This window comes from Halalkalibacterium halodurans (assembly GCF_004376175.1).
In the GTDB taxonomy this organism is placed as follows: Bacteria; Bacillota; Bacilli; order Bacillales; family Bacillaceae_D; genus Halalkalibacterium; species Halalkalibacterium halodurans.
In genome coordinates this window covers 33,194-57,294 of record NZ_SNUY01000021.1, presented here as the reverse complement: position 1 = coordinate 57,294, position 24,101 = coordinate 33,194, and the positions used below count along the sequence as shown (strand labels likewise).

Here is a 24,101-nt window from a genome sequence, read left to right as displayed (position 1 = left end):
GTCGGAATTGTTTATACTTGATGACATAGGTAGGGATTACTCCTCTCTTATGGAATCTCGACAATTCCGAGGATACCCTACCTATTTTTATGTTTTCAAGGGCTTACACAAAATATTTTACGTCATCAAACGATTAGGACACATAAACATACAAACTACACAGAATTATTATCTGGAATTAATGCCAGAAAAAAAGCACCAGCAAGATGCCGATGCTTTAAATCTGTTAAGTGCTTTATAAGGTTCAAGTTGATTTGAACCAACTTGAACCAAAAAAGCTCTGTAAACACTGATATATCAATGTTTCTATTAACGTTTTGAGAACTGAGGTGCACGACGAGCGGCTTTAAGACCGTATTTCTTACGTTCTTTCATACGCGCGTCACGCGTTAAGAAGCCTGCGCTCTTAAGCGATGGACGATATTCAGGGTCCACTTGAAGAAGCGCACGAGCGATTCCGTGACGGATTGCACCCGCTTGACCTGTGAAGCCACCACCATCTACGTTTACACGCACATCGTATTGTCCTTCTGTGCCTGTTTCCACTAGAGGTTGCTTAACGATCAATTTTAATGTTTCAAGTCCGAAATATTCATCTAAAGAACGGCCGTTGATCACAATGTTTCCGTCGCCAGGTACGAGACGAACACGAGCGACTGAATGCTTGCGGCGACCTGTACCGTAGTATTGTACTTGTGCCAAAATAATACCCTCCTATTATCCGCGAAGTTCGTACACTTCTGGTTTTTGTGCTTGGTGCTTATGTTCGCTACCTGCATAAACATGAAGTTTCATGCCTTGCTTACGTCCAAGCGTGTTCTTTGGAAGCATGCCTTTGATGGCAAGCTCAAGCATTTTTTCAGGCTTGTTTGCACGCATATCTGCCGCGCGCGTTTCTTTAAGACCGCCTGGATGACCGCTGTGACGATAGTAGATCTTGTCTTGAAGCTTGTTTCCAGTTAAATGAATTTTCTCCGCATTGATAATGATGACATGGTCACCTGTATCTACATGTGGAGTGTAAGTTGGCTTGTGCTTTCCACGTAAGATGGAAGCCACTTCAGAAGCTAAACGACCAAGCGTTTGACCTTCTGCGTCAACCACGTACCACTTACGCTCAACTTCGTTTGGCTTTGCCATATATGTTGTACGCATGAATGTCCCTCCTAAATTAAAAACAATCACTTTTTTCCTTTGTTCATATGTTCAAATAAACACACGTCCTAGTACCATTCCGACACACCCGGGGCTAGTGGGGTTTCAGAATTACCATCTACCATCATATATGAATGAACACACAAAGTCAATATTTTGTTACACACGGATTCGTTGTTTTATTATTTTCCAGCTTGCCATTCGTCATATTCGACCGACCAGAGGATCAATCCGTGGCCTGGTGCTGTTTTCCCAGCTGCTTCTCGGCTCCGTGCTGCCAATATTTTAGCTACTTCTTCCGCGCTTCGTTTGCCTGCACCGATTTCCAGCAATGTGCCGACAATGATTCGTACCATGTTGTACAAAAAGCCGTTTCCTCTAATTGAAAAAATCAGCTCATCCCCTTCTCGCCAAAGAGCCACATCCTCGATCGTTCGCACCTTGTCCTCCACCTCGGCTTTTGCTGTGCAGAAGGAAGAGAAATCGTGAGTCCCGAGTAGCTGAACGGCTGCCCTTTGCATCGCCTCCACATCGAGTGGATAGCGGACATGATACGTATAGTTTCTGCGGAAAACATCCGCTTGAGCACTCGTCAGGACGCGATAGCGGTACTCTTTCGTTTTCGCCGAATATCGGGCATGAAAGTCAGCAGGCACGTCCGCAGCCTCTAGCACGCGAATATCGGCCGGTAGCTGGCTGTTTAAAGCGATTGGCCACCTATCCACCGGAAAGGAGAGAGAAGTATCAAAATGAACGATTTGACCCCTTGCATGGACGCCTGTATCAGTCCGTCCTGAGGCCGTAACGCGGATGGACATCCCTTTATGAATGTTCTTTAAAACGGACTCCAGTTCCCCTTGTACGGTTCGCTCATTCGGTTGAATTTGATAGCCGGCAAAGTCTGTTCCATCGTAAGCGACCTTGAGACCGATTCGCTTCATGATCCCTTCTCCTTCCTTTAAGCACGCAACAGAAATAGTCCTACACCAAAGGCGCATACGACAATGAGCAGCCACGTATCGCGGCCTTTCCACGTAAGGGCGCGCAATTTGGTCCGCCCTTCTCCCCCGCGATACCCTCTCGCTTCCATCGCAAGAGCAAGATCCTCGGCTCGCTTAAATGCACTCATAAACAATGGAATGAGGAGCGGGAGGAGCGCATTCAATCGTTCCTTGATCGGGCCTGTCGTCAAATCGACTCCCCGGGCCATTTGCGCCTTCATAATCTTTTCCGTTTCTTGCATAAACGTCGGAATGAATCGGAGCGCGATTGAAATCATTAACGCTATTTCATGAGCTGGTACGCCGATCCGCTTAAGAGGGGATAATAGCGTCTCCAGCCCATCCGTTACTTGAATCGGCGTCGTCGTTAAAGTAAGCAGCGACGTTAGAATCACAAGCGTTAGCAAGCGAATGGATAGAAATACGCCGTTTATGATCCCTTGCTCGTGAACCGTAAAACCGCCAATGGTGAAGACGACCGCCCCTTCTTTTGTCATCAAAAGATGGAGAAGCACGGTTAAAAGCACGAGCCATAAAATCGGCCTCAACCCTCGATAAATGAACGAGAGGGGCACACGCGAAAGGAGGATGACGGTGAGTGTGAAGGTGACTAACACACCGTAACTAATCCAATCGTTGGCGAAAAAGACGAACAGGACGAGCAGAAACACCGCCACAAGCTTTGCTCGCGGGTCCAGCCGGTGAAGCACCGAGTTCCCTGGAACGTATTGACCGATAATTATATTTTGGAACATGGCTGTCCCTCTTTCTGCTGGAGCTCTTTGGCGAGAAAATCGGCTAGTTCCTCTAGGGAAAATAACGGCGGTACGTCGTGCAAGCCGAATCGCTCCTTCACCTGTAGTAGCAGTTGCAGCGTCTCTGGAACATCAAGGCCAAGGGCTACCAGCTCGTCCGCCCGTGCAAACACCGTCTGGCGGTCACCTGTCATGGCGACATTCCCTTGACTCATGACGATAATTTGATCGGCAAACTTGGCAGCATCGCTCATATTATGAGTGACGAGCACCGTCGTCAGCTCTTTCTCCTGGTGCAGGCGATAAAACATGTCCATGATGAGCCGCTGACCTTCTGGGTCTAACCCGGCGGTTGGCTCGTCGAGAACGAGGACGTCCGGTTCCATCGCCAGCACTCCAGCAATGGCTACCCGTCGCATTTGCCCCCCGCTTAAGGAGAATGGAGAAGCTTGCAAGTAAGTGTCCGGCAGGCCGACAAGATGGAGCAGTTCCTTGGCTCGCTTTTTCGCCCGCGCTTCACTTACACCGTAATTCATCGGTCCAAAGCAGATGTCCTTCTCCACGGTTTCCTCAAACAATTGATGCTCTGGGTACTGAAAGACGAGGCCGACCTTACGCCGAATCTCTTTAAGCGAGGGCGGCTTCTGATCACCCGTGATTTCCAGTTCCCCGAGGCGGACCGTCCCTTTTGACGGGCGAAGCAATCCATTGAAATGCTGAGCCAATGTGGACTTACCAGAACCTGTATGGCCGATAATCGCAGTAAAGGAGCCTGAAGGAATCGTAAACGATACGTCCGATAAGGCCACCTTCTCAAACGGAGAGCCTTTCATATAGCGATGCTCTAGTTGCTTGACTTGTATTTCCATAGCGCTTCCACCAATTCTTCTTTTTTTAAGAGCGCTCCTTCAAGCTGAATTCCTCGGCTTTGTAGCGCTAGCTGCAATTGATAGGCAAACGGTCGGTCAATTCCTGCGGCCTCTAGCTTATCCTGCTCATGAAACACAACGGCGGGTGATCCGTCTAACATTACTTCTCCCTTTTCTAATAACAAGACGCGACCTGCTTGACTCGCTTCGTTTACGTCATGAGTAATGGAGATGATCGTCATCCCGCTTTCATGAAGCTGTTTCATCGTCTCAAGCACATCTTTCCGTCCTTGTGGATCGAGCATGGACGTCGCCTCATCAAAGACAATTACACTAGGCTCAACTGCTAGAATCCCGGCAATCGCCACCCGCTGCTTCTGGCCCCCCGACAGGCGATGCGGCTCCTCATCTAGTAGGTGATCAATTCCGACTTGGATGGAAACCTCTTCGATGCGCTGAATCATCTTCTCTCGAGGAAATCCGCGATTTTCCATACCGAATGCAAGGTCATCGCGTACCGTTGTCGCCACAAACTGATGCTCGGGATTTTGAAACACAAGTCCAATCTGCTGCCGAATCTCCCAGTGAGTCCCTTCGTCCATTGTGGACATGCCGTTAAAGGTGACACGCCCCGAAGTAGGGAGAAGCAATCCATTTAGCAATTTCGCCAGCGTGGATTTACCGGAACCGTTCGGACCGATCACGGCCACCCATTCCCCTAGAGGAACATGTATATCAATTTCCTTTAGAACAGGAGCTGCGTTCGCGTCATATTGATAGCTAACTGATTCTAGTAAAAGTCCCTTCTCCATCCCGTCACCTTCTTTTTTCCGCCTATAGATGGCAAGTCCTGTCGCTAATAGCTTTCGTTTCTTCTATCTGCTCAAAACGGCATGTTTTCTATCGCTTCGAAAGACGTGGATTGCCGCCAAGTTATAATGGCGGATGCAACCTTTATCGATAGTTAAACTTCCTTAAAGCGAAAAAAGGGCTTCCGAGTCAGAGCTTACGTACCGCTCAGATCAGGATGGCCCTTTACTACCGCTATTCCTTTGGATTACACAAGTTCGATGATCGCCATTGGTGCACCGTCTCCACGACGTGGTCCTACTTTCAACACGCGTGTGTATCCACCTTGACGGTCTTCATAACGAAGTGCAATATCAGAGAAAAGCTTTTGAATCGCATCTTGGCCTGTTTCTTCGTCAGCCACTTCGCGACGAATGAACGCAGCTGCTTGACGACGAGCGTGAAGATCGCCGCGCTTTCCAAGAGTGATCATTTTCTCTACAACGGAACGAAGCTCTTTCGCTTTTGCTTCAGTTGTTTCAATTCTCTCGTTGATGATAAGGTCTGTCGCAAGATCACGCAATAACGCTTTACGCGCTGCACTGTCACGACCTAATTTTGCGTATGCCATGCTGATTTTCCCTCCTTTTTTAACACTCAACATTGAGTGACGTTACATAAAAGACATGAAGTCCATCCACATGAAGCAGAAGGACGTAGACGTAGCAAGAGAGCTTACCCTATTCTTCTTTACGAAGACCTAGTCCAAGCTCACCCAGTTTCTCTTGAACTTCTTCTAATGATTTACGTCCAAGGTTACGCACTTTCATCATGTCTTCTTCTGTTTTTTGCGTCAGCTCTTGTACCGTATTGATACCAGCCCGCTTTAAACAGTTATACGAACGAACGGAAAGATCAAGCTCTTCAATTGTCATCTCAAGAACTTTTTCTTTCTGATCTTCTTCTTTTTCGACCATAATCTCCGCATTTTGCGCCTGATCGGTTAACCCGACAAAAATGTTCAGGTGTTCCGTTAAAATTTTGGCCCCAAGTGAAACTGCTTCTTCCGGGCGAATGCTTCCGTCAGTCCAAACATCAAGGGTTAGTTTATCATAGTTTGTAACTTGGCCGACACGTGTATTCTCCACTTGGTAGTTTACACGCGAGACAGGAGTGTAGATCGAATCAATTGGAATCACACCAATTGCTAGTTCATCCGATTTGTTCCCTTCTGCTGGAACATACCCGCGCCCCCGTTTCGCCGTAATACGCATCCGTAGATGAGCACCTGTTGTTAACGTGGCAATGTGTAGATCTGGATTCAATACATCTACATCACTATCATGGGTTAAGTCACCAGCCGTTACTACACCTTCACCCTGTGTGTCGATTTCAAGTGTTTTATCTTCGTCTGAGTAAATTTTTAACGCGAGTTGCTTTAAGTTTAAGACGATGGTTGTTACGTCTTCCACGACTCCTTCAATGGTTGAGAACTCGTGCAGGACGCCATCGATTTGTACAGACGTAACCGCAGCTCCAGGAAGTGAAGAGAGGAGGATACGACGTAAGGAGTTTCCTAGTGTTGTCCCATACCCACGCTCTAGTGGCTCTACGACAAATTTTCCGTACTTAGCATCTTCGCTAATTTCAATCGTTTCAATCACTGGCTTCTCGATTTCAATCATTCAAACAAACCCTCCTTCAAAACGTCGAACTCCGGCAGACTGCCAGGAAAGGCCTAACCGGAATCCCCATTAGGCAGTTCCTAACCGTTTCACCTTGCCAATCTGAGTAAACTCGTCTTACCCATTATTGACACATCAAGGAAATCTATACCAAGACTTTCACAATTACACACGACGACGTTTTGGCGGACGGCAACCGTTATGTGGAACAGGAGTCACATCTTTGATCATGTTAACTTCTAATCCAACGGCTTGTAATGAACGGATCGCTGCTTCACGACCAGCACCAGGACCTTTAACTGACACTTCAATTGACTTCATGCCATGCTCCATTGCTGCTTTTGCAGCAGTTTCAGCAGCCATCTGTGCTGCGAATGGTGTGGATTTACGAGAACCTTTGAAACCAAGAGCCCCAGCAGACGCCCAAGAAATGGCGTTTCCATGAGGGTCTGTAATCGTCACGATTGTGTTGTTGAACGTAGAACGAATGTGCGCTACGCCAGTCTCCACATTTTTACGTTGGCGACGTTTACGAGTGTTCGTTTTCTTAGCCATTCTATGCTACCTCCCTTTCTACTTTTTCTTATTCGCTACCGTACGACGAGGACCTTTACGCGTACGAGAGTTGTTTTTCGTATTTTGACCACGAACTGGTAAACCACGACGGTGGCGGATGCCACGGTATGCGCCAATTTCAATCAAGCGCTTGATGTTTAATGAGACTTCACGGCGAAGGTCACCTTCTACCTTGAATTCTTCGACTGCACTACGAATGCGACCAAGCTCTTCTTCTGTTAGATCACGAACACGAGTATCCTCAGACACATTCGCTTTCGCTAGAATTTCTTGTGCAGTGGAGCGACCGACTCCATAAATGTACGTTAAAGAAATGACCACTCGTTTGTCACGAGGGATATCGACACCTGCAATACGTGCCATGCAATGAGCACCTCCTTAGTAATTATCCTTGTTTTTGTTTGTGCTTCGGATTTTCACAAATGACCATGACCGTGCCTTTACGGCGGATCACTTTACATTTTTCACAAATCGGCTTGACGGATGGTCTTACCTTCATATCCTTTTACCTCCTTATATCCGGAGTGCCTCGTTATCGTTCTCGATAATCAAACCTCGAGGAATCTTTACTTATATCGATACGTGATACGTCCACGTGTTAAATCATAAGGTGAAAGCTCTACTGTTACTTTATCTCCTGGAAGGATTCGAATGAAGTGCATGCGAATCTTACCAGAAACGTGAGCTAGAATTTTATGACCGTTTTCTAGTTCAACACGGAACATTGCGTTTGGAAGGGGCTCAATTACCGTACCTTCCACTTCAATAACATCTTCCTTGGCCATGAATTTACTCTCCTTCCTTCAGTAAATCAGCATGTTCTTCAAGAAACTTTTTTAAGGCAAAGCGCAATTTTCCATTGGTCACTTTTCCCGTTTCCTCAAAACTATGACGAACCTCTGGTGAAATGTGATCTATCAGCTTAAGGTGATTCATGTTTTTTCGCTTCGCTCGATCGACCTTCCGCTTATCACCGTCAGCGATATAAACAAAGCGATCATCAACACGTTTTATGATAACACTAAACTGGTCTCGATCTCGACCTTTTACAATTTGAACAATTTGACCGATCTCAGGACTCGGACCAGAGTCACTCATTGTTTTCATCACCTACATTTAAGCTTTTGTTAAAATTTCATACCCTGTGTCAGTAATGGCAATTGTATGCTCAAAGTGGGCACATTTTTTCCCATCTACGGTGACAACGGTCCAATTGTCGGACAATGTCCGTACATAGCGTGACCCTGCATTTACCATCGGCTCAATCGCCAGAACCATCCCCGGCTTTAAACGGGGCCCTTTTCCAGGTGGTCCATAGTGTGGAATTTGCGGGTCCTCATGTAAGTTTTGCCCAACACCATGGCCGACATACTCACGGACAATGGCATACCCTCGAGGTTCAGCGTACGATTGAATCGCATGTGAGATGTCAGAGAGACGCGCACCAGCTTTCGCTTGCTCTAGCCCTTTGTAAAGGGAAGTCTCTGTCACATCCAACAAATCTTGATCCTCATCGGATATGTTGCCCACCGCATATGTCCAAGCGGAATCGCCATGATATCCATTGTACTTGGCACCAATATCAACACTGATGATGTCCCCTTCTTTTAGCACCCGATTTCCAGGGATCCCATGAACCAGCTCTTCATTTACTGAAGCACAAATGCTACCTGTAAATCCATTATACCCTTTAAAGGAAGGCGTTGCTCCGTGCGAGCGAATAAATGTTTCTGCAATTTCATCTAACTTCTTCGTAGTGATTCCGGGCTGAATGTGAAGTTTAATCTCTTGATGAGTAAGCGCCACAATTCTCCCAGCTTCCCTCATGATTTCAAGCTCACGCTCAGTCTTACAAATAATCATGAAGAGAGTCCTTTCAGAAGTTCGTTGATATCTTCAAACACTCGGGAGATGTCTTGATCTCCGTTAATGTTTTGAAGATAGCCTTTTTCAGAATAAAAATCAATAAGTGGCTGAGCTTGCTTCTGGTTGACTTCAAGGCGCTTTTTCACCGTTTCCGGCTTATCATCATCACGTTGAATCAACTCGCTGCCGTCCACATCGCAAATGCCTTCAACCTTAGGAGGGTTGAAAATGACATGATACGTTCTTCCTGATGTAGGCGAAACACGACGACCCGTTAGACGGTCCATCAGCAACTGTTCAGGCACATCAATGTTAATGACATAATCAAGCTTTTTATCAAGTGACGCCAAAATATCTTCTAACGCCTCTGCTTGAGCGACAGTTCGTGGAAACCCGTCAAGCAAAAAGCCATTTTGGCAATCGTCTTGACTGAGACGATCCCGAACGATACCAATCGTTACTTCATCAGGAACCAGTTCCCCTGCATCCATGTACGATTTTGCTTTTAATCCAAGCTCGGTCTCGTTCTTCATCGCAGCACGAAACATGTCACCTGTTGAAATGTGTGGGATGCCGTACTTCTCAATGATCTTTTCTGCCTGTGTACCTTTACCAGCACCAGGAAGTCCCATAAGGATCAGATTCAAGTCTATCCCCTCCATCGTTCTAATTTAAGAACAGAAGGCGAACGGGAAGACACCACGCTTCCCTGCTCCCCCTACTTAATAAACCCTTTATAAGAACGTTTGATCAACTGTGCTTCAATTTGCTTCATCGTATCAAGGGCAACCCCGACGACGATGAGCAAGCCCGTACCACCAATTTGAATCGCCTGTGGCAAGTCGGCAAACTTAATAAAGAATACCGGCAAGATCGCCACCACTGCGAGGAAAAGTGATCCGACAAACGTTAAACGATACAAGATACGCGTGATGTACGTCTGCGTTGCTTTCCCTGGACGAATTCCAGGAATATAGCCACCTTGTTTTTTCAAGTTCTCCGCCATTCGCTCTGGGTTGACTTGGATAAACGTATAGAAATACGTAAATCCGATGATAAGCAAGGCATATACGGCCATCCCAATCGGGTGGGTATAGTCAAATGTCTCAATCACCCATGCAGCGACCGGATGATCACTGCCAAACAGCCCAGCAACTGTTGGTGGAAAAATGAATAACGATAACGCGAAAATGACCGGAATAACGCCTGCTGCATTCACTTTTAACGGAAGATGGGTCGACTGACCTCCAACAGGGTTTCTCCCTACTAGACGCTTGGCATACTGAACAGGAATTTTACGCAACGCTTGTTGGACGAAAATAACGCCCACAATGATAGCAAGAATCGCAAGAGCAAGCAGCAAGATCACCACAATGTTCAAGAACAATTGCTCCCCTGCGTCTTGGATCCGTGTTGAGTAAATGAGATTTAACCCATTTGGAATTCCAGCAGCAATCCCTGCAAAGATGATAATGGAGATTCCGTTTCCGACTCCCTTAGCTGTAATCTGCTCCCCGAGCCACATTAAGAAAGCCGTTCCTGCAGTAAGGACAAGTGCGATAAAGAGATACACCGCCACGCTTGGATTAGGAATTAATCCTGGGAAGAAGTTGTTAAAACCAACCGACATCCCGAGTGCCTGAATAAACCCTAAAACAATCGTTCCATAGCGGGTAAATTGAGCTAGCTTACGACGCCCTGCTTCGCCCTCTTTCGCCCACTCAGCAAATTTCGGAACGACATCCATCTGCAATAATTGCATGACAATGGATGCTGTAATGTATGGCATGATCCCCATCGCAAAGATGGAGAAATTCCCAAGTGCTCCTCCGCCAAACGTATTTAAAAAACCGAATGCATTTGCCTGATCGACAAAATCTAGCACTTCTCGGTTTGTACCTGGAACGGGGATAAAACTTCCGATCCGAAAAACGATGAGCATGAGCAGGGTGAAAATGACCTTACGGCGCAAATCACCCACTCGAAAAATGTTGGAGATCGTTCGGAACATTAGATCACCTCAGTTTTCCCGCCGGCAGCTTCAATAGCTTCCACTGCAGAAGCAGAGAATTTGTTGGCTTTCACTGTTAACTTCTTCTCTAGCTTACCATTACCGAGGATCTTAATGCCGTCCTTTGCGTTGCTAACAACACCTGTTTCAAGCAAAAGTTCTGGTGAAACCTCTGTCCCATCTTCAAAACGATTAAGCTTTTCAAGGTTAACAACTGCAAATTCTTTTCTAGTTGGGTTCGTAAATCCGCGTTTAGGCAAACGACGATAGAGTGGATTCTGACCACCTTCGAAACCTGGACGTACGCCACCACCAGAGCGAGCGTTTTGTCCTTTATGACCTTTACCAGCGGTTTTCCCGTTACCGGAGCCGATACCACGTCCTACACGGTTACGGACTTTCCGAGATCCTTCTGCAGGTTTCAACTCATGAAGTTTCATGTTGACACCTCCTCATGTATAAGATGTAGATTTACGCTTCGATTTCTTTCACTGTCACTAAGTGAGATACTTTGTTCACCATGCCGCGAATCGCTGCGTTGTCTTCTTGGACAACTGTTTGGTGCATTTTGCGTAAGCCCAAAGTATTCACAGTCACACGTTGATCTTGCGGACGACCAATGAGACTACGAGTGAGGGTAATTTCTAACTTTTTAGCCACGTAATTTCCCTCCTTATCCTAACAGCTCTTCTACTGTTTTACCGCGAAGTTTCGCTACATCTTCGGCACGCTTAAGTTCCTGTAATCCTTTCACAGTAGCACGTACCATGTTGATCGGATTGTTGGATCCTAAGGACTTAGATAGAATATCGCCGACACCAGCTAAGTCAAGCACCGCACGAACTGGTCCACCAGCGATAACCCCAGTACCCTCAGATGCAGGTTTTAATAGTACACGTCCAGCGCCAAAGCGGCCGACGATTTCATGAGGAATAGTCGTACCAACGATCGGTACTTCGATTAAGTTTTTCTTGGCGTCTTCTACGGCTTTGCGGATCGCTTCAGGAACTTCCTGTGCTTTCCCCATACCGAAGCCGACACGTCCGTTTTTATCGCCAACTACAACCAGGGCAGCAAAGCGGAAACGGCGTCCACCTTTTACAACCTTCGCTACGCGGTTGATCGCAACTACTTTTTCTTCAAGTTCCAACGTATTTGGGTCAATACGACGCATTCTTTTCCCTCCTTTGTAATTAGAATTGCAGGCCAGCTTCACGCGCTGCGTCTGCTAATGATGCTACACGTCCGTGATAAACGTATCCACCACGGTCGAATACGATAGTTTTATACCCTTTTTCTAAGGCACGCTTTGCCACAAGTTCCCCTACTTTTTTCGCCGCTTCGACATTGCCACCGTTCTCGAGCTTAAGCTCTTTATCAAGGCTAGAAGCTGCTGCAACCGTTACGCCGTTCACATCATCGATGAGTTGTGCGTAAATGTGCTTTGAAGAACGGAAAACATTTAGGCGTGGACGTTCAGGAGTACCTGTGATCGTACGACGAACATGAGCGTGTCTTTTCTTACGGGCCACATTTTTAATTGGCTTCGTAATCATTGAACGTCATTCCTTTCCGCTATCTTAATGATTATTTACCAGTCTTACCTTCTTTACGACGTACATATTCACCTTCGTAACGAATCCCTTTGCCTTTGTAAGGCTCAGGAAGACGGACAGAACGGATGTTAGAAGCAACTGCTCCAACGCGCTCTTTGTCAATTCCTTTGACCGTTACTTTTGTGTTTGAAGGAACTTCAATTTCGATTCCTTTCTCAGGAACGATTTCGACTGGGTGTGAGTATCCGACGTTAAGTACGAGCTTCTGACCAGACTTTTGAGCACGGTAACCGACCCCGACAAGCTCAAGAGACTTTTCAAAACCTTTTGATACTCCTTCAACCATGTTGCTAATTAGGCTACGAGTTGTTCCGTGTAAAGCACGGTGCTCCTTCTTATCAGAAGGGCGCTCAACAACGACCGTATTATCCTCAACTTTCACGACAATCTCAGGGTTGAACGTACGTTTTAACTCCCCTTTTGGACCTTTTACTGTTACATCTGCTCCGTTCACAGTAACTGTAACTCCACTTGGGATTTCAACCGGCTTATTACCGATACGAGACATGCTTAGACACCTCCATTCACTTCAAGATCAATTACCAAACGTAAGCTAATACTTCTCCGCCTACTTGTTGTTGACGAGCTTCTTTATCCGTCATTACGCCTTTTGACGTAGAAACGATCGCAATACCGAGACCACCTAAAACGCGTGGTAGTTCGCCAGCTTTTGCATATACGCGAAGTCCTGGCTTACTAATCCGCTTAAGACCAGTAATTACACGCTCGTTAGAGGAACCGTATTTAAGGAAAATACGAATGACCCCTTGCTTGCTATCTTCAATATATTCGTAGTCACGAATGAAACCTTCACGCTTTAAAATTTCAGCGATTTCCTTCTTGATTTTAGAAGCAGGAAGTTCAAGCTTCTCGTGACGAACGGTATTCGCATTACGAATGCGAGTTAGCATATCAGAAATTGGATCTGTCATCACCATGTATATTTACCTCCTTCCCGTTCTTGGGCTTACCAGCTAGCTTTTTTCACGCCCGGAATTTGCCCTTTGTAAGCAAGCTCTCTAAAGCAAATCCGGCAAAGTTTAAACTTGCGCATGACTGAATGAGGACGACCACAACGTTCACAGCGTGTATACTCACGTACTTTATACTTCTGTGTACGCTTTTGCTTCGCAATCATTGATTTCTTTGCCAACGTTTTACCTCCTCTTTAAAAGTCGTACTTATTTTTGAAATGGCATTCCCATTTGTGATAGAAGCTCGCGCGCTTCTTCATCCGTAGACGCCGTTGTGACGATAACAACGTCCATTCCGCGTACTTTATCGACTTTATCGTAATCAATCTCTGGAAAGATTAATTGTTCTTTTACACCAAGAGTGTAGTTACCGCGACCGTCGAACGCCTTTTTCGAAATACCGCGGAAATCACGAACACGTGGAAGGGAAACAGAGATGAGTTTATCTAAGAACTCATACATGCGCTCACCACGAAGTGTTACTTTCGCGCCGATTGGCATACCTTCACGAAGCTTAAAGCCCGCGATTGACTTTTTCGCTTTTGTAATAATCGGTTTTTGACCTGTAATCTCTGTGAGCTCTTCTACAGCTTTATCCAACGCTTTTGCGTTTTGAACAGCATCACCGACACCCATGTTCACAACGATTTTTTCTAGTTTTGGCACAGCCATAACAGAAGAATAGTTAAACTTCTCTGTGAGAGAAGGAACGATCTCTTTTTGATACTTCTCTTTTAAACGATTCATGCGATAAACCTCCTTTCAACCAGTGACTACTTGTCAAGCACTTCGCCAGACTTCTTAGCAATTCGCACCTTTTTTCCGTTCTCTACTTTATAGCCAACACGAGTTGGTTCACCTGTTTTCGGGTCAATTGGTAAAACATTAGAAACATGAATTGGGGCTTCCATATTTAAAATACCGCCCTGTGGATTTTCTTGAGAAGGCTTCGCGTGTTTCTTCACGATGTTGACACCTTCCACAAGTACACGATCCTTTTTCGGATATGCTTCTAAAATCACACCTTGTTTCCCTTTGTCTTTACCAGAGATGACCTTTACCGTATCACCTTTTTTGACATGCATTCTGTCGCACCTCCTTGACAAGGCCTTTCAATTATTCTCACTATGATTAAAGAACTTCCGGAGCTAAAGAAACGATTTTCATGAATTGATTGTCACGAAGTTCACGTGCAACCGGTCCGAAAATACGAGTCCCACGCGGGCTCTTATCGTCACGAACGATCACAGCAGCGTTCTCGTCAAACTTAATGTACGAACCATCGTTACGACGAACACCGCTCTTAGAACGGACGATAACCGCTTTTACAACGTCACCCTTCTTGACAACGCCCCCTGGTGTTGCTTGCTTGACAGAGCAAACGATAACGTCACCAATGTTCGCAGTCTTGCGTCCAGAACCACCTAGCACTTTAATGCAAAGCAATTCACGAGCACCAGAGTTATCAGCTACTTTTAAACGGCTTTCTTGTTGGATCATTCGATCTTACCTCCCTTCGGATCAAGACGATGGCAATTAGATAATAACTGCTTCTTCTACAATTTCAACTAAGCGGAAATGTTTATCTTTTGAAAGCGGGCGAGTTTCTTGGATGCGAACGATATCTCCCATTTTCGCAGAGTTGTTCTCATCATGCGCTTTGAATTTTTTAGAGTACTTTACACGCTTTCCGTATAAACGGTCTTTTTTGTAAGTTTCTACAAGGACGGTAATGGTCTTATCCATTTTGTCGGATACGACACGACCAGTGTAAACCTTACGTTGGTTGCGCTCCATTCAGCAAACCTCCTTTTTATCCGTTATCCGTTATTAATCCCGAGCTCTCTTTCACGTAAAACGGTTTTAGCACGAGCAATGTTTTTACGAACTTCACGAATTCGTGTAGGGTTATCAAGTTGCCCAGTCGCTAATTGGAAGCGAAGGTTGAACAACTCTTCCTTTAACGATTTGGTTTTTTGTTCGATTTCAGCAGTGGTTAAGTTGCGAAGTTCATTAGTTTTCATTTGCGTCACCACCCACTTCTTCGCGTTTTACAAACTTACATTTTACAGGAAGCTTATGGGAAGCAAGACGCAATGCTTCACGAGCTACTTCCTCAGATACACCAGAAATTTCAAACATGACCTTCCCTGGTTTTACAACGGCAACCCAGCCCTCAGGAGCACCTTTACCGGAACCCATACGAACTTCTAAAGGTTTTGCTGTGTATGGCTTAGAAGGGAAAATTTTAATCCAAACTTTACCGCCACGTTTCATGTAACGAGTCATAGCAATACGAGCTGCTTCAATTTGGCGGTTTGTAATCCAAGACGCTTCTAGCGCTTGAAGGCCGTATTCACCGAAATGTACTTCCGTACCGCCTTTCGCGCGCCCACGCATTTTTCCGCGATGTTCACGACGAAACTTCACACGTTTAGGCATCAACATGATTAATTGCCTCCTTCCTTTTTATTCTTACCTTTCGTTGGAAGGACTTCACCACGGTAAATCCAAATCTTCACACCAAGCTTACCGTACGTTGTATCAGCTTCAGCTGTTCCGTAATCGATATCGGCACGCAATGTGTGTAGTGGAACCGTTCCTTCACTGTAATGTTCTGCACGAGCAATATCTGCACCGCCAAGACGACCAGAAACCTGTGTTTTAATTCCTTGAGCGCCAGCACGCATTGTGCGTTGGATCGCTTGCTTCATCGCACGACGGAATGAAATACGGTTTTCTAATTGACGAGCAATATTTTCTGCAACAAGCTTCGCATCAAGATCCGCCTGTTTCACTTCAAAGATGTTGATGTGCACGCGCTTGCCAGTAAGTTCGTTCAATGCTTTACGCAATGCTTCAACTTCTGAACCGCCTTTTCCGATCACCATACCTGGCTTGGCAGTAGAAATAGTAATATTTACGCGGTTAGCCGCACGTTCAATTTCGATTTTAGAGACAGATGCATCTTTTAAACGGTTTTCGATGTACTCACGAATTTTAATGTCTTCGTGTAGTAGATCCGCATAATCTTTTTCTGCATACCATTTTGACTCCCAGTCACGAATGACGCCTACTCGAAGTCCAACTGGATTGACTTTTTGACCCACGCTTTATCCCTCCTTCTTTTCTGTTACAACAATCGTAATATGGCTAGTGCGCTTGTTAATACGGCTTGCACGTCCCATTGCACGTGGACGGAAACGTTTGAGTGTTACACCCTCATCCACAAATGCTTCACTAATTACTAGGTTATTTGGTTCCATTTCATAGTTGTGCTCTGCGTTGGCAATTGCGGAATTTAAAACCTTTTCGATAATTGGTGAAGCTGCTTTAGGCGTATGTTTTAAAATGGCAATCGCTTCTCCTACTTGCTTTCCACGGATAAGATCAATCACAAGGCGAGCCTTACGAGGAGCAATGCGCACTTGTTTCGCTACAGCTTTCGCTTGCATAGTCAGGACCTCCCCTCTTCATCAATTAACAATTAACGTCTTGTTTTCTTATCGTCAGCAGCATGCCCTTTGTACGTACGAGTTGGTGCGAATTCTCCAAGCTTGTGTCCGACCATGTCTTCAGAGATATAAACCGGTACATGCTTGCGACCATCGTATACGGCAATTGTATGTCCGACGAATTCTGGGAAAATCGTTGAACGACGAGACCAAGTCTTCACGACTTTCTTGTCATTGCTTTCATTTAATGTTTCAATCTTTTTCATTAAGTGGTCATCGACAAAAGGTCCCTTTTTTAAACTACGACCCATGTGTGTACCTCCCTTCGTGATTGCCCACGGTTCTTTTCTAAGAACCGCAGCACAACCCCGTTATTTTTTACGACGACGTACAATGTACTTATCAGATGCTTTGTTTTTCTTACGAGTTTTGTAACCAAGTGTCGGCTTGCCCCATGGAGACATTGGTGACTTACGTCCGATTGGTGCACGACCTTCACCACCACCGTGTGGGTGATCGTTAGGGTTCATCGCAGATCCACGAACGGTTGGGCGCTTGCCTAACCAGCGAGAACGTCCAGCTTTACCAATGTTCACAAGCTCATGCTCAAGGTTTCCAACTTGACCAATAGTCGCACGGCAAGTCGCTAGGATGTAACGAGTCTCACCAGAGTTAAGACGTACGAGAACGTAGTCTCCTTCTTTACCAAGAAGTTGAGCTTCTGCACCTGCAGAACGTACGAGCTGTCCACCTTTTCCAGGCTTCAACTCGATGTTGTGGATAACTGTACCAACAGGGATGTTTTTAAGCGGAAGTGCGTTACCTACTTTGATGTCCGCTTCTGGACCAGACTCAATGGTCATGCCAACTTTTAACCCTTTTGGAGCTAAAATGTAACGCTTCTCTCCGTCCACATAGTTGATAAGTGCAATGTTTGCAGAACGGTTTGGATCATATTCGATCGTAGCAACGCGTCCTGGAATTCCATCTTTGTTGCGTTTGAAATCGATGATACGATATTGACGTTTATGACCGCCACCTTGGTGACGAACCGTCATTTTTCCTTGGTTGTTGCGTCCACCTTTTTTATGCAATGGAGCAAGCAACGACTTTTCCGGTTTGTCCGTGGTGATTTCAGCGAAATCTAATGTAGACATGCCACGACGACCGGCACTGGTCGGTTTATACTTCTTAATCGCCATCTTCAGTTCCCTCCTTCTCTTTTAATCTTTACACACCTTCAAAGAAGTCGAGTTCTTTGCTATCAGGTGTAAGTGTCACAATGGCTTTTTTACGACGAGCTGTAAACCCTGTGTAACGTCCGAAACGCTTAGGCTTACCTTTATAGTTCATCGTGTTTACTTTAGCAACTTTTACATCAAAGATTTCTTCAATCGCATCTTTGATTTGCGTCTTGTTCGCACGAACGTCTACTTCAAACGTGTACTTTTTATCTCCCATGACTTCGGTAGAACGTTCCGTAATGACGGGGCGCTTAATGACATCGCGAGCGTTTGACATTATGCGAGCACCTCCTCTACCTTTTCGACCGCATCCTTTGTGATGATGAGCTTATCATGCTTGATCACGTCAAGTACGTTGACACCTTCAGCTGTAACGAAGGTTACGCCAGGGATGTTGCGAGCAGACAAAGCAACGTTATCGTTGTAGTCAGCTGTAACAACAAGGGCTTTTCTGTCAACAGAAAGACCTGAAAGAATGCTAGCCATTTCTTTTGTTTTTGGAGCTTCAAGCGCTAAGCTTTCCAATACTACGATTTCTTCTGCTTTCACTTTGCTAGAAAGCGCAGATTTAATCGCTAAGCGACGTACTTTTTTAGGAAGCTTGTAGCTGTAGCTACGTGGTGTTGGTCCAAATACAGTACCACCACCAACCCATTGTGGTGAACGGATCGAACCTTGGCGCGCACGACCAGTTCCTTTTTGACGCCATGGCTTACGGCCTCCACCACGTACTTCTGAACGAGTTTTGGTTTTGTGAGTACCTTGACGTAAAGAAGCTTGCTGCATCACAACAGCATCATGTAATACATTTTCGTTTGGCTCAATACCAAACACCGCATCAGATAATTCGATGTCTCCAACTTGAGAACCTGCTTGGTTGTATAAAGCAACTTTCGGCATGATGTGCCCTCCTTTCCCTTAATTATTTAGATTTAATCGCACTGCGTACCGTAACGTAACTCTTCTTCGCACCAGGGACGTTCCCTTTGACTAAAAGAAGGTTGCGCTCCGCGTCCACCTTGATAATTTCTAAGTTTTGTACCGTAACTTGTTCTCCACCCATGCGCCCAGGTAATGCTTTACCTTTGAATACGCGGTTCGGATCAACAGGACCCATTGAACCAGGACGACGATGGTAACGAGAACCGTGAGACATAGGACCACGAGCTTGGTTGTGGCGCTTGATCGCACCAGCAAAACCTTTCCCTTTTGACGTGCCTGTCACGTCAACAATGTCTCCTTCTGCAAATGCATCTACTTTGATCTCTTGACCTACTTCAAACTCGTCAAGATTCACTCCACGGATTTCCTTGATGAAGCGCTTAGGTGCCGTTTCAGCCTTTGCTGCATGGCCTTTTTCCGGCTTGTTTGCATTGTTTTGTTTCTGATCATCAAAACCAAGTTGAACTGCTTCATATCCGTCTGAATCAACCGTTTTCTTTTGAAGAACAACGTTTGGCGCAGCTTCAATGACAGTTACAGGAATGACATCACCGTTTTCAGCAAACACTTGAGTCATACCTACTTTTTTTCCTAAGATTCCTTTGGACATCCGTCACACCTCCTAATAAATAAGAAAATTTTTAATGAGTTTTGCCATTATTTATAATTGAGCTTCCATTAAAGTTTGATTTCAATATCGACACCAGACGGTAAATCTAAACGCATAAGCGCATCAACCGTTTGTGGTGTTGGGTTCACAATGTCAATCAGACGCTTGTGTGTGCGCATTTCAAACTGCTCACGAGAATCCTTGTATTTGTGCACCGCACGAAGAATTGTGTAAACCGACTTTTCCGTTGGAAGTGGAATCGGTCCAGAAACATTAGCTCCAGAGCGCTTTGCTGTTTCAACAATCTTCTCTGCAGATTGATCAAGAACTCTGTGGTCATACGCTTTTAAACGAATGCGAATTTTTTGTTTTGCCATTATTGCCCCTCCTTTATCGTCCATTTTGAAAATAGACATACTCCGTGAAAATTTCCCCACACCCTGCCATGGCAAAGGGGCCGGGTGTGTCAGCAACCTTCCACATCATCGCTGTCAATGACCAACATTCAATATTATACACAACGAAAAAAACCAAAGCAAGTGTAAATATGCGTTGGTCACACTTTTTCTATTATAAATGCTGAAACTTAAGAGTGCAAGCCCTTCCAGTTCTATCTTATTATTGATTACCATACGGTTTTTAAGGTTTTCATATTAAATTAAAGAGAAAATAGTGGGTGCTATGTTTATCTTTCCATTTTCTACTCATCGGTCAAATCGGCTATTCCCTTCGTGTGCCATTGCTCGAATCTCTGGTTCATTTAGTTGAATTCCCCATGACGGCAAAAGACTCCTTAACTTCAACGCCTACTACTTCATAATTCTAAATAGATAGTAGTAACGGGTATTTACTATGGGCTCCATTTCGTAATCCGGAAGGCTTAAGATCCTGTTGCCTCTCCCTTCATAAAAACGGAGTAGCACCCCCCTTCAAAGTAAGAGCGATCGACCGGCAACACGTATAAAGCTTCTTTACAGTCTCAAACTCAGTCTCTACAAAAATATGAGTCAGCTTGTCTCCATATTTTCCTGCAGAATCAATTTCTTATTGCATTAGCCTTAGTCCTCTGCGTAATGGTATTCGATAGCGTTTTTAATAGAAATTCCACCTTCGTAAAAGTCGAGTATTCTCCAATACGGAAGATCATTCAGTCGAAAGGTTGTCAACAAAGAAACTAGCCGCTTCAAAACCACACATCCTCACTGGTCCAGATTTAATGTAATTTCACGCACGACCGTTCCAAACGAAGCCAAAAAAGAGGCTGGGACAAATCTAACTAAGAAGTAATTGTAGAAAGGGCCGACCATCAAAATAAGATGTTTGGACCCTTTTTAGTTGTATTTTTGGTCATCTGTTGTCCTATTAACTGCTCATGGCGGTGTACTTTCTCAAGTTCACCGCCATGAATGCAAAACCTAATTCATTTTTTACCTTCTCTTTTCCTCTCACTGACATACGAGTGAAACCCAAATTAGCCTTCAAAAATCCGAAGACTGGTTCCACATCAATCTTACGTTTACCGTAGATTTCGCCCGTTTTCTCTTCTGAAAGCTTTTGTCTGATGGATTCCTTTTGCTGTTCCCATTTTTCATTGTAGTGTATTTTTCGGTTATGGCCTTCTTTAGCCTTGGTGCATTGGGAACGGAATGGGCAACCTGAACAATCCTCACACTCGTAGACTTTAAATGCTCGTGTAAAACCACTTTTATCTTTCCGATTTGATAGGTAACGGAACGTCAACTTTTGCCCGTTTGGACATGTAAAAGAATCTGTTTCCTCGTCATATTCCCAATTGGCAGAGTGAAAGTCGTTATTTTTATATCTTTTTTTCTTCTCCTTACGGTACATATTATACGTGATAAGTGGAGTGCACTCCCGATTCATTACATCTTCATAATTCTGTTCACTACCATACCCTGCATCAGCGACAATGTACTGGGGCAGCTTAAAGAAGTGTTCCTCAATCTTATCCAGAAAAGGAATAAGCGTGCGTGTATCTGTTGGATTTGCGAAGACATCAAATGCAAGCGTATATTGCCCTTCTGTCGCAATTTGCACATTATATCCTGCTTTTAGCTGGCCGTTCTTCATGTAATCATCTTTCATTCGCATAAAAGTGGCATCCGGATCCGTCTTGGAATAACTGTTACGCTCTCCGAATATGGACATGTCGTTTTGGTATTTTTGTTTGCGGGCCAAAAAATCTTTGAACGGTTTGAGGTACTGTTTCGATCTTTTGCGTTCCGAACGTAGTTGTTTACGTTCCTCTACTTCTGCACTTTCTTTAATTTTTTTATCAAATTCCTCCACTTTCTCGTCAAGCTTTTGCACGACCTCGTGGAGTTCTTTAGGAGATAGTTCTTCCTGATCTTCCCGTTCTATTATCGGAATAATTTCCTTTTCCAGCAATTCATCATACATTTGATTGGATTTCTCCACCAAAGCTGCACTGTATTTTTCCGTCGCTTTGCGCCAAACAAACGTAAATTTATTGGCGTTCGCTTCGATCTTCGTCCCGTCAATAAAGATAGCTTCTTCCTCTATCAATTTTTCCTGCACAAGCTGGCAACGAAATTGGACGAAGCACTGACGTAGTAGTTCTTTTACGTCTTCGTGGACACGAAAGCGATTGATGGTACGGTAACTCGGTTCGTATCCTTGAGCCAGCCACATCATACGAATACTATCCTTGAGTAATGCTTCCATTTTTCTTCCGGAGAAAACAGATTGTGTGTAAGCACATAAAATCACTTTCATCATCATTCGTGGATGGTAAGCAGGGCTGCCCGTGTCACGCAAAAAACTGGCGAAGGCTTCATCAGGAATCTGTTCCACGAGGTCATTTACAGTGTAGGCAATATCCTTTTCCTGAAGCTTTACTTCTAAATCTAACGGCAAAATCACTTGATCCATGTTATAATATTTAAACATAAGGACACCCCCGGTAAGTTATTGTGTGGTTACTTTAATTTTACCAGAAGGTGTCCTTTAGGTTTCAACAAATTAGTTGATTGTAGCGAAAGGAGCGAGACGCCTTCGGGAAAAGCATTCGGCGAAGATCCCGCAGGGCGGTTTTCCCGAGGAAGCTGAGGCAATGCCCGAGGCAAGCGAGCATCCTGTAGCGAAAATCAACAACAAAGTTTAGCAGAGCATAAAAAGGAAAGAGAGACACCCACCCAAACTTATTGGGATGAGTGCCTCTCTATTTTTTATTTACCGGGTTTTGTCCCAGCCTCTTATCTATATCGCCATTACTTCTGGATAGAAGCTACAACGCCAGCACCTACAGTACGTCCACCCTCACGGATAGAGAACTTAGTACCTTCTTCGATCGCGATTGGTGCGATTAGTTCTACTGTCATTTCAACGTTGTCTCCAGGCATAACCATTTCAACGCCGTCTGGAAGTTGAATGATACCTGTTACGTCAGTTGTACGGAAGTAGAACTGCGGACGATAGTTAGAGAAGAATGGAGTGTGACGTCCACCTTCTTCTTTAGAAAGAACGTAAACTTCAGCTTTGAAGTTTGTGTGTGGAGTAATTGTACCAGGCTTAGCAAGTACTTGGCCACGTTGTACTTCTTCACGGCTTACACCACGAAGAAGGGCACCAATGTTGTCACCAGCTTCTGCATAATCAAGAAGCTTACGGAACATTTCAACACCAGTAACAGTTGTTTTCTTCGCTTCTTCTTCAAGACCGATGATTTCAACTTCGTCACCAACGTTTAATTGACCACGCTCTACACGACCAGTAGCAACTGTACCACGACCAGTGATAGAGAATACATCCTCAACTGGCATCATGAATGGTTTTTCAGTGTCACGCTCTGGAGTTGGGATGTAATCATCAACAGCAGCCATAAGCTCGATGATTTTTTCTTCCCACTCAGCATCTCCTTCAAGTGCTTTAAGAGCAGATCCACGGATAACTGGTACGTCATCACCAGGGAAGTCATACTCAGAAAGAAGATCGCGCACTTCCATTTCTACAAGCTCAAGTAGTTCTTCATCGTCTACCATGTCACACTTGTTAAGGAATACTACAAGGTATGGTACACCTACTTGGCGAGAAAGAAGAATGTGCTCACGAGTTTGTGGCATTGGACCATCAGCAGCGGATACAACAAGGATCCCGCCGTCCATTTGTGCAGCACCAGTGATCATGTTCTTAACGTAGTCAGCGTGTCCTGGGCAGTCTACGTGCGCGTAGTGACGGTTGTCAGTTTCATACTCAACGTGTGCAGTTGAGATTGTGATACCGCGCTCGCGCTCTTCTGGTGCACCATCGATAGCGTCATATGCCATCGCTACACCTTTTCCGCTACGCTTAGCAAGAACAGTTGTAATTGCAGCAGTTAACGTTGTTTTACCATGGTCAACGTGTCCAATTGTACCAATGTTGGCATGTGTTTTGGAACGGTCGAATTTTTCCTTAGCCATGAATCTTTTCCTCCCTTAGATAAACAAAATAGAAAATTTTATGGGTAAGAAAGGCGGATACCCTCAGAATATCACCTTTCTTAGCTTACAACAAAACCATTGTTGAAACAA

The 24,101-nt window shown here is 45.0% G+C and carries 39 protein-coding genes and 1 pseudogene; 1 reads left to right on the top strand and 39 read right to left on the bottom strand.

Annotated elements, in window-relative coordinates; all coding sequences use genetic code 11:
* A pseudogene (locus E2L07_RS21215) lies at positions 1 to 241 on the top strand (hypothetical protein); the annotation flags it as partial.
* Between the two features lie 68 nt (positions 242 to 309).
* Here the strand turns inward: E2L07_RS21215 and rpsI are convergent.
* The 39 genes from rpsI to tuf all read right to left on the bottom strand — a co-directional run bounded on the left by rpsI (position 310) and on the right by tuf (position 23,990).
* Entirely contained in the window at positions 310 to 702 is a 393-nt protein-coding gene (gene rpsI, locus E2L07_RS08975) for a 30S ribosomal protein S9 (protein WP_010896351.1), read from the bottom strand.
* A gap of 15 nt (positions 703 to 717) precedes the next feature.
* Positions 718 to 1,155 carry a 50S ribosomal protein L13 gene (rplM, locus tag E2L07_RS08970; protein WP_010896350.1) on the bottom strand — a complete coding sequence of 146 codons (438 nt, stop codon included), beginning with the start codon at positions 1,153 to 1,155 and terminating at the stop codon, positions 718 to 720.
* Positions 1,156 to 1,337: 182 nt separating this feature from the next.
* Positions 1,338 to 2,096: a tRNA pseudouridine(38-40) synthase TruA gene (gene truA, locus E2L07_RS08965; protein ID WP_134229386.1), complete on the bottom strand. Its 759-nt coding sequence runs from the start codon at positions 2,094 to 2,096 to the stop codon at positions 1,338 to 1,340.
* Between the two features lie 17 nt (positions 2,097 to 2,113).
* Positions 2,114 to 2,911 carry an energy-coupling factor transporter transmembrane component T family protein gene (locus E2L07_RS08960; RefSeq protein WP_134229385.1) on the bottom strand — a complete coding sequence of 266 codons (798 nt, stop codon included), beginning with the start codon at positions 2,909 to 2,911 and terminating at the stop codon, positions 2,114 to 2,116.
* Positions 2,896 to 3,780, bottom strand: a complete 885-nt coding sequence (locus E2L07_RS08955) for an energy-coupling factor ABC transporter ATP-binding protein (RefSeq protein ID WP_134229384.1) — start codon at positions 3,778 to 3,780, stop codon at positions 2,896 to 2,898. The genes E2L07_RS08960 and E2L07_RS08955 overlap by 16 nt, the downstream gene beginning before the upstream one ends.
* Positions 3,756 to 4,592 (bottom strand): energy-coupling factor transporter ATPase, encoded by an 837-nt coding sequence (locus E2L07_RS08950; RefSeq protein ID WP_134229383.1) that lies wholly within the window; start codon positions 4,590 to 4,592, stop codon positions 3,756 to 3,758. The genes E2L07_RS08955 and E2L07_RS08950 overlap by 25 nt, the downstream gene beginning before the upstream one ends.
* A 245-nt stretch (positions 4,593 to 4,837) precedes the next feature.
* Positions 4,838 to 5,200, bottom strand: a complete 363-nt coding sequence (gene rplQ, locus E2L07_RS08945) for a 50S ribosomal protein L17 (protein ID WP_134229382.1) — start codon at positions 5,198 to 5,200, stop codon at positions 4,838 to 4,840.
* Positions 5,201 to 5,309: 109 nt separating this feature from the next.
* Positions 5,310 to 6,254: a DNA-directed RNA polymerase subunit alpha gene (locus E2L07_RS08940; protein WP_010896344.1), complete on the bottom strand. Its 945-nt coding sequence runs from the start codon at positions 6,252 to 6,254 to the stop codon at positions 5,310 to 5,312.
* 165 nt (positions 6,255 to 6,419) lie between these two features.
* Entirely contained in the window at positions 6,420 to 6,809 is a 390-nt protein-coding gene (gene rpsK / locus E2L07_RS08935; RefSeq protein ID WP_010896343.1) for a 30S ribosomal protein S11, read from the bottom strand.
* Positions 6,810 to 6,827: 18 nt separating this feature from the next.
* The gene (rpsM, locus tag E2L07_RS08930; protein ID WP_134229381.1) at positions 6,828 to 7,193 is read right to left on the bottom strand and encodes a 30S ribosomal protein S13; all 366 of its coding nucleotides are present in this window, start codon (positions 7,191 to 7,193) and stop codon (positions 6,828 to 6,830) included.
* Positions 7,194 to 7,215: 22 nt separating this feature from the next.
* Positions 7,216 to 7,329, bottom strand: coding sequence for a 50S ribosomal protein L36 (rpmJ, locus tag E2L07_RS08925; RefSeq protein WP_003322638.1), 114 nt, complete (start codon positions 7,327 to 7,329; stop codon positions 7,216 to 7,218).
* A gap of 67 nt (positions 7,330 to 7,396) precedes the next feature.
* Entirely contained in the window at positions 7,397 to 7,615 is a 219-nt protein-coding gene (gene infA / locus E2L07_RS08920) for a translation initiation factor IF-1 (protein ID WP_010896341.1), read from the bottom strand.
* 4 nt (positions 7,616 to 7,619) lie between these two features.
* Positions 7,620 to 7,928: a hypothetical protein gene (locus E2L07_RS08915; protein WP_053432310.1), complete on the bottom strand. Its 309-nt coding sequence runs from the start codon at positions 7,926 to 7,928 to the stop codon at positions 7,620 to 7,622.
* Positions 7,929 to 7,946: 18 nt separating this feature from the next.
* Positions 7,947 to 8,693: a type I methionyl aminopeptidase gene (gene map / locus E2L07_RS08910; RefSeq protein ID WP_134229380.1), complete on the bottom strand. Its 747-nt coding sequence runs from the start codon at positions 8,691 to 8,693 to the stop codon at positions 7,947 to 7,949.
* Positions 8,690 to 9,343 carry an adenylate kinase gene (locus E2L07_RS08905; RefSeq protein WP_010896338.1) on the bottom strand — a complete coding sequence of 218 codons (654 nt, stop codon included), beginning with the start codon at positions 9,341 to 9,343 and terminating at the stop codon, positions 8,690 to 8,692. Before E2L07_RS08905 ends, map begins: the two co-directional genes overlap by 4 nt.
* A 71-nt stretch (positions 9,344 to 9,414) precedes the next feature.
* Entirely contained in the window at positions 9,415 to 10,707 is a 1,293-nt protein-coding gene (gene secY, locus E2L07_RS08900; protein ID WP_053432309.1) for a preprotein translocase subunit SecY, read from the bottom strand.
* A complete protein-coding gene (gene rplO, locus E2L07_RS08895; RefSeq protein WP_010896336.1) occupies positions 10,707 to 11,147 on the bottom strand; it encodes a 50S ribosomal protein L15 in 441 nt (146 codons plus the stop codon). Before rplO ends, secY begins: the two co-directional genes overlap by 1 nt.
* A gap of 31 nt (positions 11,148 to 11,178) precedes the next feature.
* Entirely contained in the window at positions 11,179 to 11,367 is a 189-nt protein-coding gene (rpmD, locus tag E2L07_RS08890) for a 50S ribosomal protein L30 (protein WP_010896335.1), read from the bottom strand.
* Between the two features lie 13 nt (positions 11,368 to 11,380).
* Entirely contained in the window at positions 11,381 to 11,881 is a 501-nt protein-coding gene (gene rpsE / locus E2L07_RS08885) for a 30S ribosomal protein S5 (RefSeq protein ID WP_010896334.1), read from the bottom strand.
* Positions 11,882 to 11,900: 19 nt separating this feature from the next.
* Complete coding sequence (rplR, locus tag E2L07_RS08880) at positions 11,901 to 12,263, bottom strand: 50S ribosomal protein L18 (protein ID WP_010896333.1); 363 nt, start codon at positions 12,261 to 12,263, stop codon at positions 11,901 to 11,903.
* Positions 12,264 to 12,294: 31 nt separating this feature from the next.
* Positions 12,295 to 12,831 carry a 50S ribosomal protein L6 gene (gene rplF, locus E2L07_RS08875; protein ID WP_010896332.1) on the bottom strand — a complete coding sequence of 179 codons (537 nt, stop codon included), beginning with the start codon at positions 12,829 to 12,831 and terminating at the stop codon, positions 12,295 to 12,297.
* A gap of 31 nt (positions 12,832 to 12,862) precedes the next feature.
* Complete coding sequence (rpsH, locus tag E2L07_RS08870) at positions 12,863 to 13,261, bottom strand: 30S ribosomal protein S8 (protein ID WP_010896331.1); 399 nt, start codon at positions 13,259 to 13,261, stop codon at positions 12,863 to 12,865.
* A gap of 29 nt (positions 13,262 to 13,290) precedes the next feature.
* Entirely contained in the window at positions 13,291 to 13,476 is a 186-nt protein-coding gene (locus E2L07_RS08865) for a type Z 30S ribosomal protein S14 (RefSeq protein ID WP_010896330.1), read from the bottom strand.
* A gap of 28 nt (positions 13,477 to 13,504) precedes the next feature.
* Positions 13,505 to 14,044, bottom strand: a complete 540-nt coding sequence (gene rplE / locus E2L07_RS08860) for a 50S ribosomal protein L5 (protein ID WP_010896329.1) — start codon at positions 14,042 to 14,044, stop codon at positions 13,505 to 13,507.
* Positions 14,045 to 14,070: 26 nt separating this feature from the next.
* On the bottom strand, positions 14,071 to 14,382 hold the full coding sequence (gene rplX / locus E2L07_RS08855; protein ID WP_010896328.1) for a 50S ribosomal protein L24: 312 nt from the start codon (positions 14,380 to 14,382) through the stop codon (positions 14,071 to 14,073).
* A 46-nt stretch (positions 14,383 to 14,428) separates the two neighbouring features.
* A complete protein-coding gene (gene rplN, locus E2L07_RS08850; protein ID WP_010896327.1) occupies positions 14,429 to 14,797 on the bottom strand; it encodes a 50S ribosomal protein L14 in 369 nt (122 codons plus the stop codon).
* Positions 14,798 to 14,833: 36 nt separating this feature from the next.
* Positions 14,834 to 15,094, bottom strand: a complete 261-nt coding sequence (gene rpsQ, locus E2L07_RS08845; RefSeq protein ID WP_053432308.1) for a 30S ribosomal protein S17 — start codon at positions 15,092 to 15,094, stop codon at positions 14,834 to 14,836.
* 23 nt (positions 15,095 to 15,117) lie between these two features.
* Positions 15,118 to 15,321 (bottom strand): 50S ribosomal protein L29, encoded by a 204-nt coding sequence (gene rpmC / locus E2L07_RS08840; protein WP_010896325.1) that lies wholly within the window; start codon positions 15,319 to 15,321, stop codon positions 15,118 to 15,120.
* A complete protein-coding gene (rplP, locus tag E2L07_RS08835) occupies positions 15,311 to 15,745 on the bottom strand; it encodes a 50S ribosomal protein L16 (protein WP_010896324.1) in 435 nt (144 codons plus the stop codon). The genes rpmC and rplP overlap by 11 nt, the downstream gene beginning before the upstream one ends.
* Before the next feature lie 2 nt (positions 15,746 to 15,747).
* A complete protein-coding gene (rpsC, locus tag E2L07_RS08830) occupies positions 15,748 to 16,407 on the bottom strand; it encodes a 30S ribosomal protein S3 (protein WP_010896323.1) in 660 nt (219 codons plus the stop codon).
* Positions 16,408 to 16,410: 3 nt separating this feature from the next.
* Positions 16,411 to 16,752: a 50S ribosomal protein L22 gene (gene rplV, locus E2L07_RS08825; protein ID WP_010896322.1), complete on the bottom strand. Its 342-nt coding sequence runs from the start codon at positions 16,750 to 16,752 to the stop codon at positions 16,411 to 16,413.
* Between the two features lie 32 nt (positions 16,753 to 16,784).
* Positions 16,785 to 17,063 (bottom strand): 30S ribosomal protein S19, encoded by a 279-nt coding sequence (gene rpsS, locus E2L07_RS08820; protein ID WP_010896321.1) that lies wholly within the window; start codon positions 17,061 to 17,063, stop codon positions 16,785 to 16,787.
* A 60-nt stretch (positions 17,064 to 17,123) separates the two neighbouring features.
* Positions 17,124 to 17,954: a 50S ribosomal protein L2 gene (gene rplB, locus E2L07_RS08815; protein ID WP_010896320.1), complete on the bottom strand. Its 831-nt coding sequence runs from the start codon at positions 17,952 to 17,954 to the stop codon at positions 17,124 to 17,126.
* Positions 17,955 to 17,982: 28 nt separating this feature from the next.
* Positions 17,983 to 18,273 (bottom strand): 50S ribosomal protein L23, encoded by a 291-nt coding sequence (gene rplW, locus E2L07_RS08810; protein WP_010896319.1) that lies wholly within the window; start codon positions 18,271 to 18,273, stop codon positions 17,983 to 17,985.
* Entirely contained in the window at positions 18,273 to 18,896 is a 624-nt protein-coding gene (gene rplD, locus E2L07_RS08805; RefSeq protein ID WP_010896318.1) for a 50S ribosomal protein L4, read from the bottom strand. Before rplD ends, rplW begins: the two co-directional genes overlap by 1 nt.
* A gap of 22 nt (positions 18,897 to 18,918) precedes the next feature.
* Entirely contained in the window at positions 18,919 to 19,548 is a 630-nt protein-coding gene (gene rplC, locus E2L07_RS08800; RefSeq protein ID WP_010896317.1) for a 50S ribosomal protein L3, read from the bottom strand.
* 68 nt (positions 19,549 to 19,616) lie between these two features.
* Complete coding sequence (gene rpsJ, locus E2L07_RS08795; RefSeq protein ID WP_010896316.1) at positions 19,617 to 19,925, bottom strand: 30S ribosomal protein S10; 309 nt, start codon at positions 19,923 to 19,925, stop codon at positions 19,617 to 19,619.
* Between the two features lie 985 nt (positions 19,926 to 20,910).
* Positions 20,911 to 22,479: an IS1182 family transposase gene (locus tag E2L07_RS08790; protein WP_134229379.1), complete on the bottom strand. Its 1,569-nt coding sequence runs from the start codon at positions 22,477 to 22,479 to the stop codon at positions 20,911 to 20,913.
* Between the two features lie 320 nt (positions 22,480 to 22,799).
* A complete protein-coding gene (tuf, locus tag E2L07_RS08785; RefSeq protein WP_010896315.1) occupies positions 22,800 to 23,990 on the bottom strand; it encodes an elongation factor Tu in 1,191 nt (396 codons plus the stop codon).
* Positions 23,991 to 24,101 lie beyond the last annotated feature (111 nt).

Excerpts from the sequence above, each read along its gene's own strand:
- rplM (WP_010896350.1), bottom strand. The coding sequence starts at position 1,155 with ATGCGTACAACATATATGGCAAAGCCAAACGAAGTTGAGCGTAAGTGG.
- truA (WP_134229386.1), bottom strand. The coding sequence starts at position 2,096 with ATGAAGCGAATCGGTCTCAAGGTCGCTTACGATGGAACAGACTTTGCC.
- E2L07_RS08960 (WP_134229385.1), bottom strand. The coding sequence starts at position 2,911 with ATGTTCCAAAATATAATTATCGGTCAATACGTTCCAGGGAACTCGGTG.
- E2L07_RS08955 (WP_134229384.1), bottom strand. The coding sequence starts at position 3,780 with ATGGAAATACAAGTCAAGCAACTAGAGCATCGCTATATGAAAGGCTCT.
- E2L07_RS08950 (WP_134229383.1), bottom strand. The coding sequence starts at position 4,592 with ATGGAGAAGGGACTTTTACTAGAATCAGTTAGCTATCAATATGACGCG.
- rplQ (WP_134229382.1), bottom strand. The coding sequence starts at position 5,200 with ATGGCATACGCAAAATTAGGTCGTGACAGTGCAGCGCGTAAAGCGTTA.
- E2L07_RS08940 (WP_010896344.1), bottom strand. The coding sequence starts at position 6,254 with ATGATTGAAATCGAGAAGCCAGTGATTGAAACGATTGAAATTAGCGAA.
- rpsK (WP_010896343.1), bottom strand. The coding sequence starts at position 6,809 with ATGGCTAAGAAAACGAACACTCGTAAACGTCGCCAACGTAAAAATGTG.
- rpsM (WP_134229381.1), bottom strand. The coding sequence starts at position 7,193 with ATGGCACGTATTGCAGGTGTCGATATCCCTCGTGACAAACGAGTGGTC.
- rpmJ (WP_003322638.1), bottom strand. The coding sequence starts at position 7,329 with ATGAAGGTAAGACCATCCGTCAAGCCGATTTGTGAAAAATGTAAAGTG.
- infA (WP_010896341.1), bottom strand. The coding sequence starts at position 7,615 with ATGGCCAAGGAAGATGTTATTGAAGTGGAAGGTACGGTAATTGAGCCC.
- E2L07_RS08915 (WP_053432310.1), bottom strand. The coding sequence starts at position 7,928 with ATGAGTGACTCTGGTCCGAGTCCTGAGATCGGTCAAATTGTTCAAATT.
- map (WP_134229380.1), bottom strand. The coding sequence starts at position 8,693 with ATGATTATTTGTAAGACTGAGCGTGAGCTTGAAATCATGAGGGAAGCT.
- secY (WP_053432309.1), bottom strand. The coding sequence starts at position 10,707 with ATGTTCCGAACGATCTCCAACATTTTTCGAGTGGGTGATTTGCGCCGT.
- rplO (WP_010896336.1), bottom strand. The coding sequence starts at position 11,147 with ATGAAACTTCATGAGTTGAAACCTGCAGAAGGATCTCGGAAAGTCCGT.
- rpsE (WP_010896334.1), bottom strand. The coding sequence starts at position 11,881 with ATGCGTCGTATTGACCCAAATACGTTGGAACTTGAAGAAAAAGTAGTT.
- rplR (WP_010896333.1), bottom strand. The coding sequence starts at position 12,263 with ATGATTACGAAGCCAATTAAAAATGTGGCCCGTAAGAAAAGACACGCT.
- rplF (WP_010896332.1), bottom strand. The coding sequence starts at position 12,831 with ATGTCTCGTATCGGTAATAAGCCGGTTGAAATCCCAAGTGGAGTTACA.
- rpsH (WP_010896331.1), bottom strand. The coding sequence starts at position 13,261 with ATGGTGATGACAGATCCAATTTCTGATATGCTAACTCGCATTCGTAAT.
- rplE (WP_010896329.1), bottom strand. The coding sequence starts at position 14,044 with ATGAATCGTTTAAAAGAGAAGTATCAAAAAGAGATCGTTCCTTCTCTC.
- rplX (WP_010896328.1), bottom strand. The coding sequence starts at position 14,382 with ATGCATGTCAAAAAAGGTGATACGGTAAAGGTCATCTCTGGTAAAGAC.
- rplN (WP_010896327.1), bottom strand. The coding sequence starts at position 14,797 with ATGATCCAACAAGAAAGCCGTTTAAAAGTAGCTGATAACTCTGGTGCT.
- rpsQ (WP_053432308.1), bottom strand. The coding sequence starts at position 15,094 with ATGGAGCGCAACCAACGTAAGGTTTACACTGGTCGTGTCGTATCCGAC.
- rpmC (WP_010896325.1), bottom strand. The coding sequence starts at position 15,321 with ATGAAAACTAATGAACTTCGCAACTTAACCACTGCTGAAATCGAACAA.
- rplP (WP_010896324.1), bottom strand. The coding sequence starts at position 15,745 with ATGTTGATGCCTAAACGTGTGAAGTTTCGTCGTGAACATCGCGGAAAA.
- rplV (WP_010896322.1), bottom strand. The coding sequence starts at position 16,752 with ATGCAAGCGAAAGCTGTAGCGAAACAAGTGCGCATTGCTCCTCGTAAG.
- rpsS (WP_010896321.1), bottom strand. The coding sequence starts at position 17,063 with ATGGGTCGTAGTTTAAAAAAGGGACCTTTTGTCGATGACCACTTAATG.
- rplB (WP_010896320.1), bottom strand. The coding sequence starts at position 17,954 with ATGGCGATTAAGAAGTATAAACCGACCAGTGCCGGTCGTCGTGGCATG.
- rplW (WP_010896319.1), bottom strand. The coding sequence starts at position 18,273 with ATGTCAAACGCTCGCGATGTCATTAAGCGCCCCGTCATTACGGAACGT.
- rplD (WP_010896318.1), bottom strand. The coding sequence starts at position 18,896 with ATGCCGAAAGTTGCTTTATACAACCAAGCAGGTTCTCAAGTTGGAGAC.
- rplC (WP_010896317.1), bottom strand. The coding sequence starts at position 19,548 with ATGTCCAAAGGAATCTTAGGAAAAAAAGTAGGTATGACTCAAGTGTTT.
- rpsJ (WP_010896316.1), bottom strand. The coding sequence starts at position 19,925 with ATGGCAAAACAAAAAATTCGCATTCGTTTAAAAGCGTATGACCACAGA.
- E2L07_RS08790 (WP_134229379.1), bottom strand. The coding sequence starts at position 22,479 with ATGTTTAAATATTATAACATGGATCAAGTGATTTTGCCGTTAGATTTA.
- tuf (WP_010896315.1), bottom strand. The coding sequence starts at position 23,990 with ATGGCTAAGGAAAAATTCGACCGTTCCAAAACACATGCCAACATTGGT.